The following is a 14,555-nucleotide window of genomic DNA, read 5'->3' as shown; positions in this document are numbered from 1 at the left end:
GAGGATTTGTGGCTGGACATTCCACTCATTTGCAGGACCATCACGCGATTGAGCAGCAGACGCTGAGGCACAGCCCATTGCTCGCAAAGTTGCAGGAGGCCGGGCGATTCAATATTCACGCCCAAGAGAACCGGCTGTTCCTCCCCGCAAACCCTGCCTATGCAGATGCGATGGGCATTACGCCGCACAGTGGCGGACCGTTGGGTGAATACCAGAACGGAATGATTCGGCGCTTGAACGAGATTCAGAGAACGCGAGACGGTAAGGCCGCGCTGCTGAATGACTCTGACGCCCTCGATAGAGTGATGGCACGTGTAGAAGCATTGCGAGACACGGTCAAGGTCGGGTTGATCAACGGCGATCTCAACACGAATACTCCGCTGGGAAGCACGCCTGCGATCACGAACAAACGAATCCGGGATTTTTTTGACGGAGTTCCTGAGTACCACCAAACGCATATCGCTCAGATCCAAGCCTTGAAAGGTTTCACCGGGGTCGACCTTGGCTGGGTGGCTGTCACTCATTCCGAAAGTGGTATCGTGACTACGCTCAATAGAATCGAGTATGACGCCAAGCCACTGACTCGCGGTGGAAACATTGAGTTGCAGCGAAGCGGCCTGTCGCTTGCCATTTCCAATGCTCACCACGGTGGCCGAGTTGTTCTGACAGAGCCGGGTATCCAGACGGTCGAGCGCGTGCTCGGCGAGGAGGCCGGGCATCGCATTCGCAGCCCGCGCTCGCAGCAAGGTGGTGCGACATTGGACCTCCTCCTCGGCGAAGCCTCCACCAGCCAACTGATCCGCTCCGGCGGCCTGCTCGCATCCGGCGCCGACGCCGTCATCACCGCCCGTCGCACCTCGCAGCTGCTGGAAGAGGGCAACGGCACCGCCGCCCGGTCCGAGCTCACCCATGCCTTGGCGCGCAACGGCGGTGGCTGGGTCGGTGGCATGGCCATGGCATCGGTGATCGGCACCTCCAGTTTCGTCCCAGCCGCCATCGTCGCAGGCGATGCGCTGCTGATGAGCAAGGCGTTCGACAGGGGCGCCGATCTGCTCGACAACCGCGCCATCTACCGGCAGACCGACAAGGCCGATGTCACATGGCAGTTCGATGGCCGCAACTGGCAGCGTCAGGCGGTCATGGACAGCGCGGGCGACGGGTTGGGCAATCCGGCTGAGCGTAGTGTGGGCGCCAGTTACGAGAAGGCCCGCGAGCTGGGCGCATATGCCCATGTAAAAGCGGTAGAGCTGGCGCTGGGCAAGGCACCGCCGCCGCAGGATCCTTTCAGTATTCCGGCGAAGGACGGCGAGGGCCGTCTGGACAATCCCAACTGGCACCGCGATGCGCAGACCGAACAGTGGACGCGGCAGGTCAAGATCAGCGTGTCCGGTGCCAACGACCGGGGTGTGCATGAGACGCAGACCGCCAGCCCCGAACGCGCCAACGAGTTGAATCGTGAGGCGGTGCAACGCATCGAGAGCAACATCGCCAACGGCAAGGCCGCGATTGCCGCCAGCTACCTGGAGACTTACGTCGCTACCCGCGCCAGCGACTTCGTGCCGCTGGTGCCGGAGGCGGTGGAGCAGGCCCGTGCCAGGCCCGACGCCATCCAGGGCTCGGACAACCAGCTTTACCAGCGCGACGAAGCAGGACAATGGCACCACGCTGGCCAGATCGTGCAGGGCAACATGGCGCTGGAGTTGGAGCTGACCCGCACCATTCAGCAGCCATCGCTCGATCAGTTCGACCAGACCATTGCCGCGTTGGACGCGCGGCCGTTGCCGTCTGCGGCGGAAGTGAACCAGAACGAGCTGCGCCACAGCTACTACGCTGCGGGCATCGCGCTGTCACCGGCGTGGGAGCAGGCCATTGCCCTTGCCACGGCGCGCACGCGCGAGCAGCACGGCATTACGGGTCCCACGCTGCAGGAACTGGGGCCTGCAGCCGAGGGCAACACGGGCGCCTCTCGGCCCATCACCCATTACCAGGTAGGCCAGGATGGCGTGGCGCGCGCCGTCGCGACCACCAGCACGCAGGAGCTGCAGGCCGCATGGAATGAGGTCCGAGCGCGTGCCAATGAGCAGGCGCCGGTGCCGGCCTCGCCCGAGCTGCGCATTGCTGCGCTGTCGGCGGGTGAGCAGGAGGCGTACCGGCAGGCACTGCAGGAAGCCAATCGGCTGGGTGCTGCGCAGGTAGATGCAGGACAGGCTGCACGGGCAGCCGCTCAGGTGGCACATGGCGACAAGCCATCCGAGCAGGATGGGAACGTGGAAGTGCGGCCTGAAGAGCCGGCGACTGCGCAAACCATCGCGCCTGTGGCGGTTGTGGCAGCGCCGCCCGCGATAGGGGTCACGCCACCGCCTACGCCCGCCCCTCAGGACAAGCCCGACCTTCAGCGGCACGCCGAGCAGCATCGCGAGCCACAGCGACGTGAGGCGGACCCCCAACCTCAGCCCCATCCAAACAACGGGGCGCCCACCGAAAACCGTACGGCCTCACAGAAGCTGGAGCCGGCTGGGCCGATGCAGGTGCAGCCGGCACCTGAGCGCGCGACGCCACATGCCGCCGCGCCCCCGGATGAAACAACGCAGACGATGCCCACGCAGCGCATAGAGCAGGCATCGGAGCCGGAGCGGATGGCCCCGGTGCCTGCGGTTGCTCCCACTCCAAAGCAGGACATGGCAGTGCAGGAGGTGGAACCGGTGCCCTTCAAGGAGCCGGTGCCTGCTGAACCTGCGCGCGATCCGTGGCCTTTGGAGCAGGAAGCGGCACAAACCATGCCAGAGCCCAAACCGGCTCCATTGGATGACCCCCAGCCTGTCACTGCGGCTGTCACTGTTCCTGCCGCGCCCACGATTGCGCCAAGCCCTGAGCCAGCCGCGCCCGCACCGGATGAGGCATCGGCCCCGAACCTGGCGCTGCAGGACCCTACGCAGCCCGGCCATCCCGATCACGCGCTGTATCAGCAGATCCGCGAGGGCGTGGAAGCGCTGGACGCCAAGCACGGCCGCAGCTTCGATGAAGTCAGCGAACGCATGACCGCCAGCCTTCTGGTGCTGGCCAAGGACAACGACCTGGAACGGGTGGACCATGTGCTGGTGAGCAACGCCACGCACGAACACCCGGCCGGGCACACGCTGTTCGTGGTGCAGGGCGAGCCCAGCAACCCGGCGCATCAGCGTGCTGCGATGCCGACCGAGCTGGCGGCGCAGACATCGGTGGAAGAATCACTGCAGCAGTTCGACTCTGTCAGCCGTGAAGCGCATCAGCGTGCACTTACGAATCAGATGGATCAGCAGCTGGAAGATCAGCGGGTGCAACACGACATCCAGATTCGTGCGGCCAGCGGGGGATGATCAACGTGTGAGCTGCACTGGGCGACCTGCGAAAAGGACCGAAGATGAAGCCACAAGGAAAGCGCCGGATCTGCATGCTCGCTGGACTGCTCGTTCTTCTGGCTACGGGGTGCCGACCCGAGGCGGCTCGCGACGCAGGCTCGATAGCAGAGGCCCATCGTCCGGATCTGGTGCCGCTTGTGCGCGCCATGCCCACCTCGTCAATGGATGAACCATTGGCAGTGGAATTCGATGTGGATGTTCCCAGCAGGAATTCCTCTCCAACGCTCATGATCGGCATTCGGGTCAATCGTACGGACGACGTCCCGGCACTGGAGGCACTGGTCGATGTTCAGGCATCCGGGCTCCAGGCCAACGTCTCCATGGCGCGCCTGGAATCGGGTGGATGGAAGGACGTGCCGTTGCTCCGGCTGGAGTCGATCATCGGGGAACCTGCCCGGACGATTCCCATCCCCGCCGATGGTCGAGTAACCAGCGCGTGGCTGGACGATGCTGACGTACTGGCGCTGCAGAATGCTGGGCTGGAACGACCCGGTGATACCTACGCACAGCTGGCCTTCGCATGGGCACGCAATCCCTCGCCGGGCCGATACCGGGTTGAAGTGCAACTGCATTCGCCTCTGACGCAGCTTGATCCGTATCACCCCGAACTGCTGATTGCCTACCTGCGCAGGCCCAAGTAGCGAAGCAGTCAGCTTCTTGGATTGCTGGCTGGTTCACACATTCAGCATGCCAGTCGTGGCCCCAACTTTGTCCTCCACCTGCCCCCCATCCCACCTATGCCATCATCCGGCCAGGACCGCAGCACCCATCAAGGCTGAACAGGCATGGAGCAGGCAACACGCTACACCGCAACGCTGTACCTGGCCGCGCCCGGCACCCCGCTGAAAAGTGGTGGCATCTCGCCGCGCGGCCATATGTACCTGCAGGTGGCCGCGGGCGACGAGGCCCACAGCTACGGCTTCGCGCCACCGCGCCACGCGCCGGGCGAAGCCCGCACCGGCGTGCAGTACGCGCAGGTGCGCCACGATGATGCCGACGAACATCTGGACCCGTACTACAGCCGCACCCTGGAAATCTCCGAGGAGCACTACGGCTGCCTGCGTGATTTCGCCGAGGAACCGGCCGAGTTCGAATTCGACGTGGATCGCCCGGCCACCATCAACCGCTGCAGCGATTTCGTCTGGGCGGCGCTGCACTACGCCGGCCTGCATCCGCTGCCGGCGCCGCTGGATGGCGGCAGCAACCTGGGCGAGTTCGCGGTGCTGTTCAACCTGCCGGAAATCCAGTGCATTGCCGCGCCGTTCCCGGGCAGCGATCTGAATGCCGAAACCCACCACGCGATGCCCGAGCGCGAGGCCGAACATCATCGCCAGGGCGACCGCGCGATCGATGAACCGCCACCGACGCCGATTGAAGTGGCCGGCACGCTGCTGGACCCCTCACATCCGGACCATCGCCTGTTCTCGCAGCTGATCCAGAAAGTGGCCGAACTGGATGCCGCGCACGGCCGCCCGTTCGATGCGGCCAGCCAGCGCATCAGCGCCAGCCTGCTGGTGCTGGCCAAGCAGAACAATCTCTCGCGCGTGGACCACGTGCTGCTCAGCAGGCCGACCCAAAGCAGCCATGCGGCGGAGAGCATCTTCATCGTGCAGGGGGACCGCAACGACCCGGGGCACCGCCGCGCCAGCATCGCCACCGAGGTGGCGGCCAAGACCGATGTGGCCGATTCGCTGCGGTTGAAGGAGCAGTAACCCGCGCGCCTGCCATACGCGCGCCGGCGCACGCCACGCTTCCCACCTGCTACCATTCCCCCGCAACCCCAGCCAGCCCACCCCGCGCAGACAGATGCGGGGCGGGCCGTCGCAGTACGGCCCAGCGAGCCAGGACACCTTCCCGTGCCCATTCAAGGACGCTCGCATGTTCCGTAATCCTCTCTTCCGCTCGGCCGCGCTGGCCGTTGCCGTTTCGCTCAGCCTCGGCGTGCCCTCGGCGTTCGCCGACAACGCACCCGCTGCCAGTGCCACCGCCGCAGTACAGCGCCAGGCCGTGGCCAAGGGCCTGTACGAGCTGGCCTACAGCCCGAAGCAGAACGCCGTGTTCGTGGCCTCCTCCGGCGGTTTCGGCGATGACGCCGGCCCGGCCCAGGTGCTGCGCCTGAACCCGGCCACGCTGGCCGTGGAAACCCGCATCCCGCTGGAGCGCAAGGCCTTCGGCGTGGTGCTGGATGACGCCCACAACCGCCTGTACGTGGGCAACACCGTGGACCTGTCGGTGACCGTGGTCGACACCGCGCAGAACAAGGCCGTCGGCACCATCCAGCTGATGGAGAAGAAGACCGGCAAGGACGGCCAGGCCGCCTACACCCACGACCTGCGCGAACTGGTGGTCGACAGCGCGGGCAACCGCCTGTACGTGACCGGCCACAGCAGCCAGCCGGACGTGAGCAGCGTGCTGTTCGTGATCGATACGAACACGCTGAAGGTGATCAACACCATCGACGGCCTGGGCAATGCCAAGGCACCGGGCCTGGCGCTGGATGTGGCCAACAAGCGCGTCTATACCAGCAACCTGCTGGCCGAGCTGGTGGTGGTGGGCACCGATTCGAACAAGGTCGTGGCGCAGCACAAGATTGCCGCCGAGCAGCCGATGAACATCGCGCTGGACCCGTCCGGCAAGCGCCTGTTCGTCACCGACCAGGGCTCGGAGATGCTGCGTGGCTACCAGGCCAAGAGCAGTGGCCTGGTCAGCAAGCATCCGGGCCAGCGCGTGCTGGTGCTCGACCGCAGCACCGGTAAGGAACTGGCCAGCATCCCGACCGATGCCGGCCCGCTGGGCATCCTGCTGGATGCACCGCGCAAGCGCCTGTACGTGACCAACCGCGAAGCCGGTACGGTGACCGCGTACAACAGTGACAGCTACCAGAAGGTGGCGACCTACAAGGTGCCGACCCACCCGAACAGCTTGGCGCTGGATGCGAAGAACAACGTGTTGTTCGTGAGCATCAAGAACGGCGAGAAGGATGACAAGGGCGCTGACGAGAGCGTGGCGCGGATTCAGCTGTAATGGGGTGACGCCGGGGCACGCCCGGCGGCGAGCCGCGTGAAGAAGGCAGGGTGAAGACCCTGCCTTCTTCATTGGCCGGTTGCGGCGCCAGCAGCCGGAGGCTAGGGTTGAACCTCATGGCAGGGAGCCAAAGGATCTGAATCATGCTGGGTATCCACCGTTGGCTGCGCGCCGGCCTGATCTTCACGCTGGCGGGTGCACTCGGCGCCTGTAGCAGCCGCGTACCGGATGCGCCGGAGCCGTTGAATCTGATCAAGCCGATCAACGCGGCCGAGTCCGGCCAGGCGGTGCGGTTCGAGTTCGAGACGAATGCCCGCAACTTCCACCCGGGTCGCACCTATGCGCTGGAGCTTGAGTTGCAGCACCAAGGGACGCGAAAGCCCGACGAGCCTGACGTGGGCACAATGAGGATCCCGTTCGAGGTGACCCTGCAGCAATGGCGTGCTGATGCCTGGAAGGATGTTCCCACCTACGACAGCTATCAGGCCGGGGTGCTCAATGCAGGTGAACAGCTTCCGGAATGGCATGCATCCAGCGAATGGCGGTATACGTCGCCGCACATGGGCAGTGATGGCCAGTACACGCTGAGCCTGGTTGCTCTGCCAATGGAAATTGACTCCCGCTACCGTGTGGACGTGCGTACGGTGCAGAGGACAGAGGCACTGCAGGGCTACTCGGCCCGTTTTCGGATCCATGCCGCCCGACCCGCTGGAAAGTAATCAATCGCCTGGTTGCGACGCCGTTGGTCACCCGCTAGGGTTGAACCCCATGGCAGGGAGCCAAAGGATCTGAATCATGCTGGGTATCCACCGCTGGCTGCGTGCCGGCCTGATCTTCACGCTGGCGGGCGCACTCGGCGCCTGCAGCAGCCGTGTACCGGATGCGCTGGAGCCGCTGGATCTTGTCAAGCCGATCAACCTTGCCGAGTCCGGGCAAGCGGTGCGGTTCGAGTTCGAGACGAATGCCCGAAACTTCTATTCGAGTCGGCCCTATGTGCTGGATCTCGAGGTTCAGCGACATGGGCCCGGGCCTGGCAGTGAGCCTGACATGGACAATGTCCATGTTCCCTTCCAGCTGTCCCTGCAGCGCTGGGTCGCAGGTGCCTGGCAGGACGTTGCAACTTCTGATGTCTATCAGGCAAGGGCGCGCAATCTGGGTGAGCCGCTCCCCGATTGGCATGCGTCGGCGAATTGGCGCTACGCGCATGAGGTATCGATGGACACCAGCCGATACAGGTTGAGCATCGTCGCCCTGCCGATGGAAACCGATGCCCGCTACCGCCTGGATGTGCGCACGGTGAAGCCCACCGCTGCGCTCGAGCATTACCCGGCGCAACTGCGGGTTCATGCCGACCCGCTCTCTGGGAAATAGCCTCCATCCCACTGCTGGAAGGAACGGAACTGAAGGATTTTTCTTATGGATAAGCCGCGCTACACCGTAGAAATCGTCATTGCCGCACCTGGTACGCCGTTGGTGGACGAGAGAGGTGTACAGAAAGTTGTGGACGGGGTTCCGCAGACATCCGGGCCCGGGCACATGTTCTACGTGCTTCATGGGCCGGACAAGACGACGCGGAGTTTCGGCTTCGCTCCTTCCGAGCATGGAAGCATGAACGGGCCGGGCGAGGTAATGAAGACCGATGCGGGCGAGTACAAGAACCCCCATTACAGCCGCACCCTAGAGATCAGCGAGCAACAGTACAGAAAGCTCGAAGCCTTCGGCTCGCACCCGGACAAGTACGGTTTCGATCTTCAATACAAGGATGTGCGCCACAACTGCGTTGACTTCACTTGGGAAGCGCTGAACCACGCGGGCATCGAGCGGAAAAGAAGCATCGACGTGAACGCGCTGGGCGGCGGTATTGGCCAATTGCTTCCCGATGTCCGCATTCCCTTGGACAGCAAGGGCGCAGGCAAGGATGCATTCCGACCGCTGCGCAACATCCACGGTGTGGATAGCATTGATCCGCCGTTTCCGGACAGCGAGCTCAACCAGAGGAAAACCAATCCCCTGCCGGAGCGCAGTCTCAAGCAACACATGCTGAGTGATGCCGAGGGCATGGGCGAACGAAGCGGTGATCTTCTGGCCCGGCACAGCAACGACCCGCTGCTCTCGCAGATCCACCAGGGCGTGGCCCGGCTCGATGCCGAGCGGGGCCGTGCCTTCGATGCCACCAGCGAGAACATCAGTGCCAGCCTGTACGCGCTGGCCAAGGCCAATGGCCTGACCCAGGTCGACCATGTGCTGTTGAGCGATCGCACCGCGCAGGCCGATGTGGCGCAGAGCATCTTCATCGTCCAGGGGGAGCGCAACGACCCGGCACAGTTGCGGGCCAGCATGCCAACTGCGCTGGCCGCGCAGACACCGGCAGAAACCTCGTTCGAGCGCGCTGAGCAGCTGTCACAGTCGGGGCAGGCGCGCTCGCAGGATGAGCTGCAGCAGCGGCAGGTGCAGGAGCAGTCCGGGCCGCGCATGGCCTAGGGCGGCAAGCGCACGGCGAGTCGACCTTCCAGCGCTGGGTCGCCAGTAACGCTGGAGGCGGCTCAGCCCAGGCGGTGTGCCGGGTTCTGCTGTTGTTCCTGCTCACGGGCCTGCTGTTCGGGCAGCTGCCCCATGGCGGGCTGCTGCGGGGCAATGCCCAGCGTCTGCATCGATTGCTCGACCGGCGTCTGTGCGGCCACTGCGGTCGGCATCATCGCCCGCAGGTGCGCCGGATTGGCCGGGTCGCCCTGTACCACGAAGATGTTGTGTCCCGCCGGCTGGTTGGCCGTGGCATGGCTGACCAGCACGTGGTCGACCTGCTGCAGGCCCTGCTCGCGGGCCAGCACGGTCAGGCTGGCAGTCAGGCGTTCGCTGGTCTGGTCGAACGGACGGCCATGCTGGGCGTCCAGTGCGGCCACGCCCTGGCGGATCTGCTGGTTGAGGCCGTACTCGGGGTGGTTGGGGGTGATCTCTGCCATGGGGCGATCTGCAGCGGTAGGTCGTGATGGACCCTGGCAGTATAGAACCGGCCCGTGAACCACCGCTTCGCGGCGGTCAGTCCGCCGGCCGATGGTCGTAGCTGATCACCCGCTCGGCCAGCCAGCGCCCGTCCACGCGGCGCCAGACCTGGATGAAGCGCGCCTGGCCGGTCCAGTGCTCGACACCCTTTGCATCGCGCTCGTGGAAGCGGTGGTCGCCGATTTCCAGGGCGCGATCGTCGTGCAGCGGAAACACCTGCAGCGAGGTCTCCACCAGTTCGCGGCGCAGGTGGGTGTGGTTGGCGCGCGTGCTCTCGCACAGGGCGGCCACGCTGCGGCGGAAGTCGTCGCGCTTGCTGGCGGACTTGCCCGCCTTGTCATGGAAGAACTCCATGTCTTCAGTGGTCATGGCCGCCGCCTTGTCGGCGTCGCAGTCGTCGAACGCGGCGGCGAACAGCTGCGTGTCGGCCTGGCGGATCTGCTCGCGCAGCGTTTCGTTGGCGTTCGGCGTGGCGGCCAGGCCGGCGGCAAGCAGGGGCAGGGTGAGCAGCAGCATGGCGAAGCTCCAGGGCGGGATTCGCGCAGGCTCGCACGCCGCTCTGGGGGCCGCAGCCGCCCTGCGACGAAACGGGATTTCCAGGGAGTGAATGCCCGCATCGGTGGATCGGCCGGGTGGCGTGGGCTGTGCAGAGGGTGTCATGGCCGCCGGCGATTCCATCACGACCGCGATAGGGCCCGGTCTCTAGCCTGAGATCCTCCCCTTCCATAGGAGCTCCCATGCCTGCTTCCCGCATCCGTCTGCACGTTGAAGACACCGGTGGCGACGGCCGCCCCGTGATCCTGATCCATGGTTGGCCGTTGTCAGCCGATGCGTGGAAACAACAGGTGTCGATCCTGCGCGACGCCCAGCACCGGGTGATCAGCTACGACCGCCGCGGCTTCGGTCGTTCCGACAAGCCGGCCGAGGGCTATGACTACGACACGCTGGCGGCGGATCTGGCTGGGCTGATCGAGGAACGTGATCTGCGCGATGTCACTCTGGTCGGCTTCTCGATGGGCGGCGGCGAAGTGGCCCGCTACGTGGCCAACCATGGGCAGGAGCGCCTGCACAGCGTGGTGTTCGCTGCGGCGGTGCCGCCGTTCCTGCTACGCAGCGACGACAACCCGGACGGCCCGCTGACCCAGGACAAGGCTGACGAAATGCGCAGTGGATTGGAGAAGGATCGCGAGGCGTTCTTCGATGGCTTCACCCGCGATTTCTTCAGCGCCAATGGCCAGCTGATGGTGACCGAAGAGACGCGTCAGGCAGCCATCGCGCTGTGCCATCAATCCGACCAGACGGCGGCGCTCGGCTGCATGAAGGCGTTTGCCACCACGGACTTCCGCGATGACCTGAAGAAGATCACGGTGCCCACCTTGATTCTGCACGGCGACAGCGACGCCATCGTGCCGTTCGAAGGTTCCGGGCAGCGAACGCACCGGGCGATTGCGCGCAGCGAGGTGGTGATCCTTGAAGGCGCGCCTCATGGCTGCAACACCAGCCATGCCGACCACTTCAATCTGGCGCTGCTGAACTTCCTGAAGCGGTAAGCATGCGGCCATGCGCCAGACCAAGACACCCCCGTGGAAGAAGCCCAACCCGAAGGGCCAGACGTCGCAGCCGCTGTCAGCTGCGCAGAAAGAGGCGGCGCGGCAGCGTGCGGAAGAGAATGGGCGACGTTATCCGAATCTGGTGGACAACATGTGGGCCGCGAAGCTGCCGCGTGGATCCTGATCTGTAGAGCCGAGCCATGCTCGGCTAGCGCGCGTAGCGCGTGCTTTTTCACGGGACAGCAGCCGAGCATGGGCTCTGCTCTACAGGTTGGCCAGCGGCGTCCAACCGGGTTCCAGCCAGGGCGCGATCTTGTTCTGGCGGACGGTGATGGCCTCAACTGGCAACCCAGCCAGGCGCGCAAGCTCCGCACGCATCACTTCGCCGTCCACAGGCACGGGCGTAGCCACCTGCAGCCGATCACGCTGATGCCTTACCTGCACCGGCAGCGTTGCATGCGCCTGATGCTCGCCGCCGGTGCGCCCGATCGGGTAACCCAGGGTTACAGGCCGCGACAACTGCGCCAGTGTGGGCTGCCACGCCTGCAGTACAAGCGTCTGCCTTGCAGCGGGAACGTGCACTTCAGCAATGGTGGCCGGGTAGCCGGCAAGGCTCTCGACCATCACCTGGAAGCGCGCGCCATCCGGCATGACCAGTACGGCGGCGATCAGTGCGCAGAGCGAAACGAAAGCTGCCGCGAGGTTCCAGCATCGCGGCGCCGTAGCCGGGCGAGTCGCGTTGCGCAGCCCCGGTTTGCGCCGCAGCTTGCGCCTGTAGATGCGTCGATCCTTCCTGCGTGGGCTGCTGCTGTGTTCGGGCAGGTTCAATGGAACGCGGGGAAGGTGTGCCACGCGAGCCTTGATCAGGCGCGACAGCAGCATCCAGGCCAGCACGAACGCCAGCAACGGAAACAGCGTCCGCACCCACAGATACAGCGTGACCATCCACGATACCTCGACATACGACCATCCATGCTCATCTACATCCTACCGGGGCGGACGTGGGCTGTCGTATCCGCCCGCCGACAACCAGGGAACGCTTGGTTAGGATGGTTCTTTGTTGTCATGGATGAACCTATGGCCTCTGCTGCTACCCGCTTCTGCCGTATCTGTGGTCCTGGCCCGATCCTGCTGGTACTGCAGGTAGTGGCACTGCTGGCGGTTGCGCTGGCCGCAGGTTTCTTCCACTACCGCGTGGGACTGCTGCTGGAGCCGGTGGATGAAGCCTGTGGTGGCCCCGATCCTGCCGCGCGCATGCAGGTGGCCGAACAGCTGCTGGCGCGCTCCACGGCGTTGGCGCCGTGGCAGCCGCTGCAGTGGATCCCGATGGCCGGAGTGGTTCTGGCTCTGCTGGGTGCGATGTCGATCAGCGTCTACCGGCTGGGGCGCCTGTCGGGACGCCTGCGACGCGCCAACTGGGGGTTGATGGCGCTGCACGCCGCGATCCTGGCACTGGCCGTCAGGGCATTGCATCTGTACGACATGGCATGGACCAGCGTGGCCAAGCTGTCCCCAGCGGCGTGCCTGGTGGAACTGGGCGAACAGGGCCGGCTGCCGCTGGCACAGGCGCAGCAGGTGGTGTTCGAGATCCTCACCCATGAGCATGCGCCGCTGCTGCGCAATCCCGATGACCTTGCCTTGGTGCTGGTCGCGTTGATACTGGTGGCAATGGCTGCAGGATTCATGCTGTGGCGGGCGATCGTGCGCGAACGTCAGGTGCAGTCGCCCAGCCCCTGACGGATGTGTGACCAACCACGCGCCCGCAATCGCGCTACAGTCTGCGCTTCGCTCCTGCAAGGAAGTGCTGATGCGTTGGTTGCTGCGTGCTGTGCCGTTGCTGCTGTGTTCGTTGGCGGTACACGCCGCTGAAGTGGATCGCCGGATCGCGGTGACCATCGACGACCTGCCCTGGGCGCGGGTGGACCAGATCGTTCCGCCGGATCTTCAGGCGCGGCACGAAGCGCTGATGGCGCAGCTTCACCAGGCGGACGTGCCGGTGGTCGGCTTCGTCAACGAGAACAAGCTTGAGATCGACGGCCAGGTGCACCCGGCGCGGGTGCAGATGCTGCGCGACTGGCTGGACGCCGGTTATGCGCTGGGCAACCACACCTACTCGCACATGGACCTGAATGCCAAGGGCGTGCCTGCATTCCAGCAGGACTTCCTGCGTGGCGAGACGGTGCTGCGGCCGTTGCTGGCCGAGCGCGGACAGGCACCGCAGTGGATGCGCCATCCTTATCTTCGGGCTGGCCGCACACCGGAAGAGCGTGCGGAGATGGACGTGTTCTTCAAGAACCACGGCTATCGCGTAGCACCGGTCACCGTCGACAACGGCGAGTGGGTGTGGGCGTTCGCCTATGCCAACGTGATGAACGAGCAGCCCGATTCCCCGGCACGCGAGGCGACGTTGGCGCAGCTGCGCAAAGGCTATGTGCCCTACATGCTGAACAAGCTGGACTACTACGAGAAGCAGTCGCAGGCGCTGCTGGGCTATGCGCTGCCGCAGGTGTGGCTGATGCACGCCAACGAACTCAATGCGGCCACGTTCGCCGAACTGGTGGCGGCGACGAAGCGCCGCGGCTATCGCTTCATCTCACTGGATGAGGCGATGCGTGACCCGGCCTATACACGTGGTGCCGAAGGCTACAGCGGCCGTTACGGCCCGAGCTGGTTGCACCGCTGGGCGATGGCGGAGAAGAAACCGAAGGAGTTCTACGCCGGTGAACCCGAGGTGCCGGCGTGGGTGATGAAGCTGGCCAAGGTGGATTCTGAGTGACGCTCAGCGCTTGACGGCCAGCACGCCGTCAAGCGCCAGCTCGGCCTTGAAACCGGCCTTTTCCAGGCGCTTGGCCACTTCACGCGGCACATCGCGGCCGCTGGTCAGCTTGTTCGGCGCACCGGTGTAGTGGAACAGGCGGCCACCCTTGCGGATGACGCGGGCGAGGTGGTCGTAGAACACCTGCGAGTACAGCTCGCCAGCAATGCCGAAGCGCGGCGGGTCGTGCAGGATCGCGTCGACACTGTTGCTGGCCACCTGTTCGATCTGCTGCGAGACATCGCCGTGGCTGAACTGCAGGCGGCCCCCGGCGGCGGCCGAGTCCGGATCCGGCGACCATGGGTTGAGCGTGCGCAGCCACATCACGTCGGCGTTCTTCTCGAACGAACGGATCTGGCCGACACCGGCCTCCAGCGCACAGGCGGCGAAGTAGCCCAGGCCGCCGCAGGTATCGAGGATGACCTTGCCGGCCGGGGCGACCAGCTCGACCTTGCGGCGTGCATCCTCGAACGGTGACAGCTTGGAGGTCGGCAGCATCTTGATGCCGTCGATCTCGAAGGTCGGTGCGCCCCATTCGGTGGGCACCAGCTTGATCAGTGAACCGCTGTAGCGCGAGATCGGCGCGAACTCCTCGCCATCCCAGTAGTACAGCGTGCGGTCCTTCAGCTTGCCGGGCCACGGGTAGGCCTGGCCACGGAAGTGGAAACCGCCGCCATCCAGCGCCACGCTGTCCTCGCTGCGGCCGAGGTCGAGCGAGCCCTGCCAGTCGGCAGCGCCCTTGTCATGGGCACGGCGCAGGGTATCGGC

Annotated in this window: 15 protein-coding genes; 11 read left to right on the top strand and 4 right to left on the bottom strand. The window is 65.1% G+C overall.

Annotated features, from left to right (window positions below; all coding sequences use genetic code 11):
• Positions 1 to 8: 8 nt before the first annotated feature.
• The 7 genes from QRO91_RS11265 (at position 9) to QRO91_RS11235 (ending at position 8,903) form a co-directional block, all read left to right on the top strand.
• Positions 9 to 3,356: an XVIPCD domain-containing protein gene (locus tag QRO91_RS11265; protein ID WP_285310397.1), complete on the top strand. Its 3,348-nt coding sequence runs from the start codon at positions 9 to 11 to the stop codon at positions 3,354 to 3,356.
• Between the two features lie 44 nt (positions 3,357 to 3,400).
• Entirely contained in the window at positions 3,401 to 4,039 is a 639-nt protein-coding gene (locus QRO91_RS11260) for a hypothetical protein (protein WP_197650749.1), read from the top strand.
• 144 nt (positions 4,040 to 4,183) lie between these two features.
• Positions 4,184 to 5,110 (top strand): XVIPCD domain-containing protein, encoded by a 927-nt coding sequence (locus QRO91_RS11255; protein ID WP_197650748.1) that lies wholly within the window; start codon positions 4,184 to 4,186, stop codon positions 5,108 to 5,110.
• Between the two features lie 166 nt (positions 5,111 to 5,276).
• Positions 5,277 to 6,422 (top strand): YncE family protein, encoded by a 1,146-nt coding sequence (locus tag QRO91_RS11250; protein WP_197650747.1) that lies wholly within the window; start codon positions 5,277 to 5,279, stop codon positions 6,420 to 6,422.
• Between the two features lie 143 nt (positions 6,423 to 6,565).
• Positions 6,566 to 7,141 carry a hypothetical protein gene (locus QRO91_RS11245; RefSeq protein ID WP_197650746.1) on the top strand — a complete coding sequence of 192 codons (576 nt, stop codon included), beginning with the start codon at positions 6,566 to 6,568 and terminating at the stop codon, positions 7,139 to 7,141.
• Between the two features lie 76 nt (positions 7,142 to 7,217).
• Positions 7,218 to 7,793: a hypothetical protein gene (locus tag QRO91_RS11240; RefSeq protein ID WP_197620043.1), complete on the top strand. Its 576-nt coding sequence runs from the start codon at positions 7,218 to 7,220 to the stop codon at positions 7,791 to 7,793.
• 45 nt (positions 7,794 to 7,838) lie between these two features.
• Positions 7,839 to 8,903 carry an XVIPCD domain-containing protein gene (locus QRO91_RS11235; protein WP_197650745.1) on the top strand — a complete coding sequence of 355 codons (1,065 nt, stop codon included), beginning with the start codon at positions 7,839 to 7,841 and terminating at the stop codon, positions 8,901 to 8,903.
• 62 nt (positions 8,904 to 8,965) lie between these two features.
• Here QRO91_RS11235 and QRO91_RS11230 read toward each other — a convergent pair whose 3' ends face one another.
• Positions 8,966 to 9,382: an XVIPCD domain-containing protein gene (locus QRO91_RS11230; protein WP_049428654.1), complete on the bottom strand. Its 417-nt coding sequence runs from the start codon at positions 9,380 to 9,382 to the stop codon at positions 8,966 to 8,968.
• Between the two features lie 76 nt (positions 9,383 to 9,458).
• Positions 9,459 to 9,938 (bottom strand): DUF4440 domain-containing protein, encoded by a 480-nt coding sequence (locus QRO91_RS11225; protein ID WP_197650744.1) that lies wholly within the window; start codon positions 9,936 to 9,938, stop codon positions 9,459 to 9,461.
• Between the two features lie 221 nt (positions 9,939 to 10,159).
• Between QRO91_RS11225 and QRO91_RS11220 the strand changes: the two genes are divergently transcribed.
• Positions 10,160 to 10,972 (top strand): alpha/beta fold hydrolase, encoded by an 813-nt coding sequence (locus QRO91_RS11220; protein WP_197650743.1) that lies wholly within the window; start codon positions 10,160 to 10,162, stop codon positions 10,970 to 10,972.
• A 10-nt stretch (positions 10,973 to 10,982) separates the two neighbouring features.
• The gene (locus QRO91_RS11215; protein ID WP_180848820.1) at positions 10,983 to 11,156 is read left to right on the top strand and encodes a hypothetical protein; all 174 of its coding nucleotides are present in this window, start codon (positions 10,983 to 10,985) and stop codon (positions 11,154 to 11,156) included.
• A gap of 80 nt (positions 11,157 to 11,236) precedes the next feature.
• Here QRO91_RS11215 and QRO91_RS11210 read toward each other — a convergent pair whose 3' ends face one another.
• Complete coding sequence (locus QRO91_RS11210) at positions 11,237 to 11,917, bottom strand: hypothetical protein (RefSeq protein WP_197650742.1); 681 nt, start codon at positions 11,915 to 11,917, stop codon at positions 11,237 to 11,239.
• A gap of 132 nt (positions 11,918 to 12,049) precedes the next feature.
• Between QRO91_RS11210 and QRO91_RS11205 the strand changes: the two genes are divergently transcribed.
• Both QRO91_RS11205 and QRO91_RS11200 read left to right on the top strand, forming a co-directional pair.
• Positions 12,050 to 12,709 (top strand): hypothetical protein, encoded by a 660-nt coding sequence (locus QRO91_RS11205; RefSeq protein ID WP_197650741.1) that lies wholly within the window; start codon positions 12,050 to 12,052, stop codon positions 12,707 to 12,709.
• A 70-nt stretch (positions 12,710 to 12,779) separates the two neighbouring features.
• Positions 12,780 to 13,748, top strand: a complete 969-nt coding sequence (locus QRO91_RS11200) for a polysaccharide deacetylase family protein (protein WP_197633172.1) — start codon at positions 12,780 to 12,782, stop codon at positions 13,746 to 13,748.
• Between the two features lie 3 nt (positions 13,749 to 13,751).
• On the opposite strand, the gene QRO91_RS11195 is transcribed toward QRO91_RS11200, so the two are convergent.
• On the bottom strand, positions 13,752 to 14,555 hold an 804-nt coding region (locus tag QRO91_RS11195; RefSeq protein WP_285310396.1), incomplete at its 5' end, for an MnmC family methyltransferase.

The sequence above is a fragment of the Stenotrophomonas maltophilia group sp. Smal32 genome (assembly GCF_030237085.1).
Taxonomy (GTDB): domain Bacteria; phylum Pseudomonadota; class Gammaproteobacteria; order Xanthomonadales; family Xanthomonadaceae; genus Stenotrophomonas; species Stenotrophomonas maltophilia_Q.
Note: the sequence above shows the minus strand (reverse complement) of the source record. Positions and strands in the feature narration are given on the sequence as shown.

Bases quoted from the DNA above. Each gene is read 5' to 3' on its own strand.
- QRO91_RS11230 (WP_049428654.1), bottom strand. From the start codon at position 9,382: ATGGCAGAGATCACCCCCAACCACCCCGAGTACGGCCTCAACCAGCAG.
- QRO91_RS11235 (WP_197650745.1), top strand. From the start codon at position 7,839: ATGGATAAGCCGCGCTACACCGTAGAAATCGTCATTGCCGCACCTGGT.
- QRO91_RS11205 (WP_197650741.1), top strand. From the start codon at position 12,050: ATGGCCTCTGCTGCTACCCGCTTCTGCCGTATCTGTGGTCCTGGCCCG.
- QRO91_RS11240 (WP_197620043.1), top strand. From the start codon at position 7,218: ATGCTGGGTATCCACCGCTGGCTGCGTGCCGGCCTGATCTTCACGCTG.
- QRO91_RS11220 (WP_197650743.1), top strand. From the start codon at position 10,160: ATGCCTGCTTCCCGCATCCGTCTGCACGTTGAAGACACCGGTGGCGAC.
- QRO91_RS11215 (WP_180848820.1), top strand. From the start codon at position 10,983: ATGCGCCAGACCAAGACACCCCCGTGGAAGAAGCCCAACCCGAAGGGC.
- QRO91_RS11245 (WP_197650746.1), top strand. From the start codon at position 6,566: ATGCTGGGTATCCACCGTTGGCTGCGCGCCGGCCTGATCTTCACGCTG.
- QRO91_RS11200 (WP_197633172.1), top strand. From the start codon at position 12,780: ATGCGTTGGTTGCTGCGTGCTGTGCCGTTGCTGCTGTGTTCGTTGGCG.
- QRO91_RS11260 (WP_197650749.1), top strand. From the start codon at position 3,401: ATGAAGCCACAAGGAAAGCGCCGGATCTGCATGCTCGCTGGACTGCTC.
- QRO91_RS11210 (WP_197650742.1), bottom strand. From the start codon at position 11,917: ATGGTCACGCTGTATCTGTGGGTGCGGACGCTGTTTCCGTTGCTGGCG.
- QRO91_RS11225 (WP_197650744.1), bottom strand. From the start codon at position 9,938: ATGCTGCTGCTCACCCTGCCCCTGCTTGCCGCCGGCCTGGCCGCCACG.
- QRO91_RS11255 (WP_197650748.1), top strand. From the start codon at position 4,184: ATGGAGCAGGCAACACGCTACACCGCAACGCTGTACCTGGCCGCGCCC.
- QRO91_RS11250 (WP_197650747.1), top strand. From the start codon at position 5,277: ATGTTCCGTAATCCTCTCTTCCGCTCGGCCGCGCTGGCCGTTGCCGTT.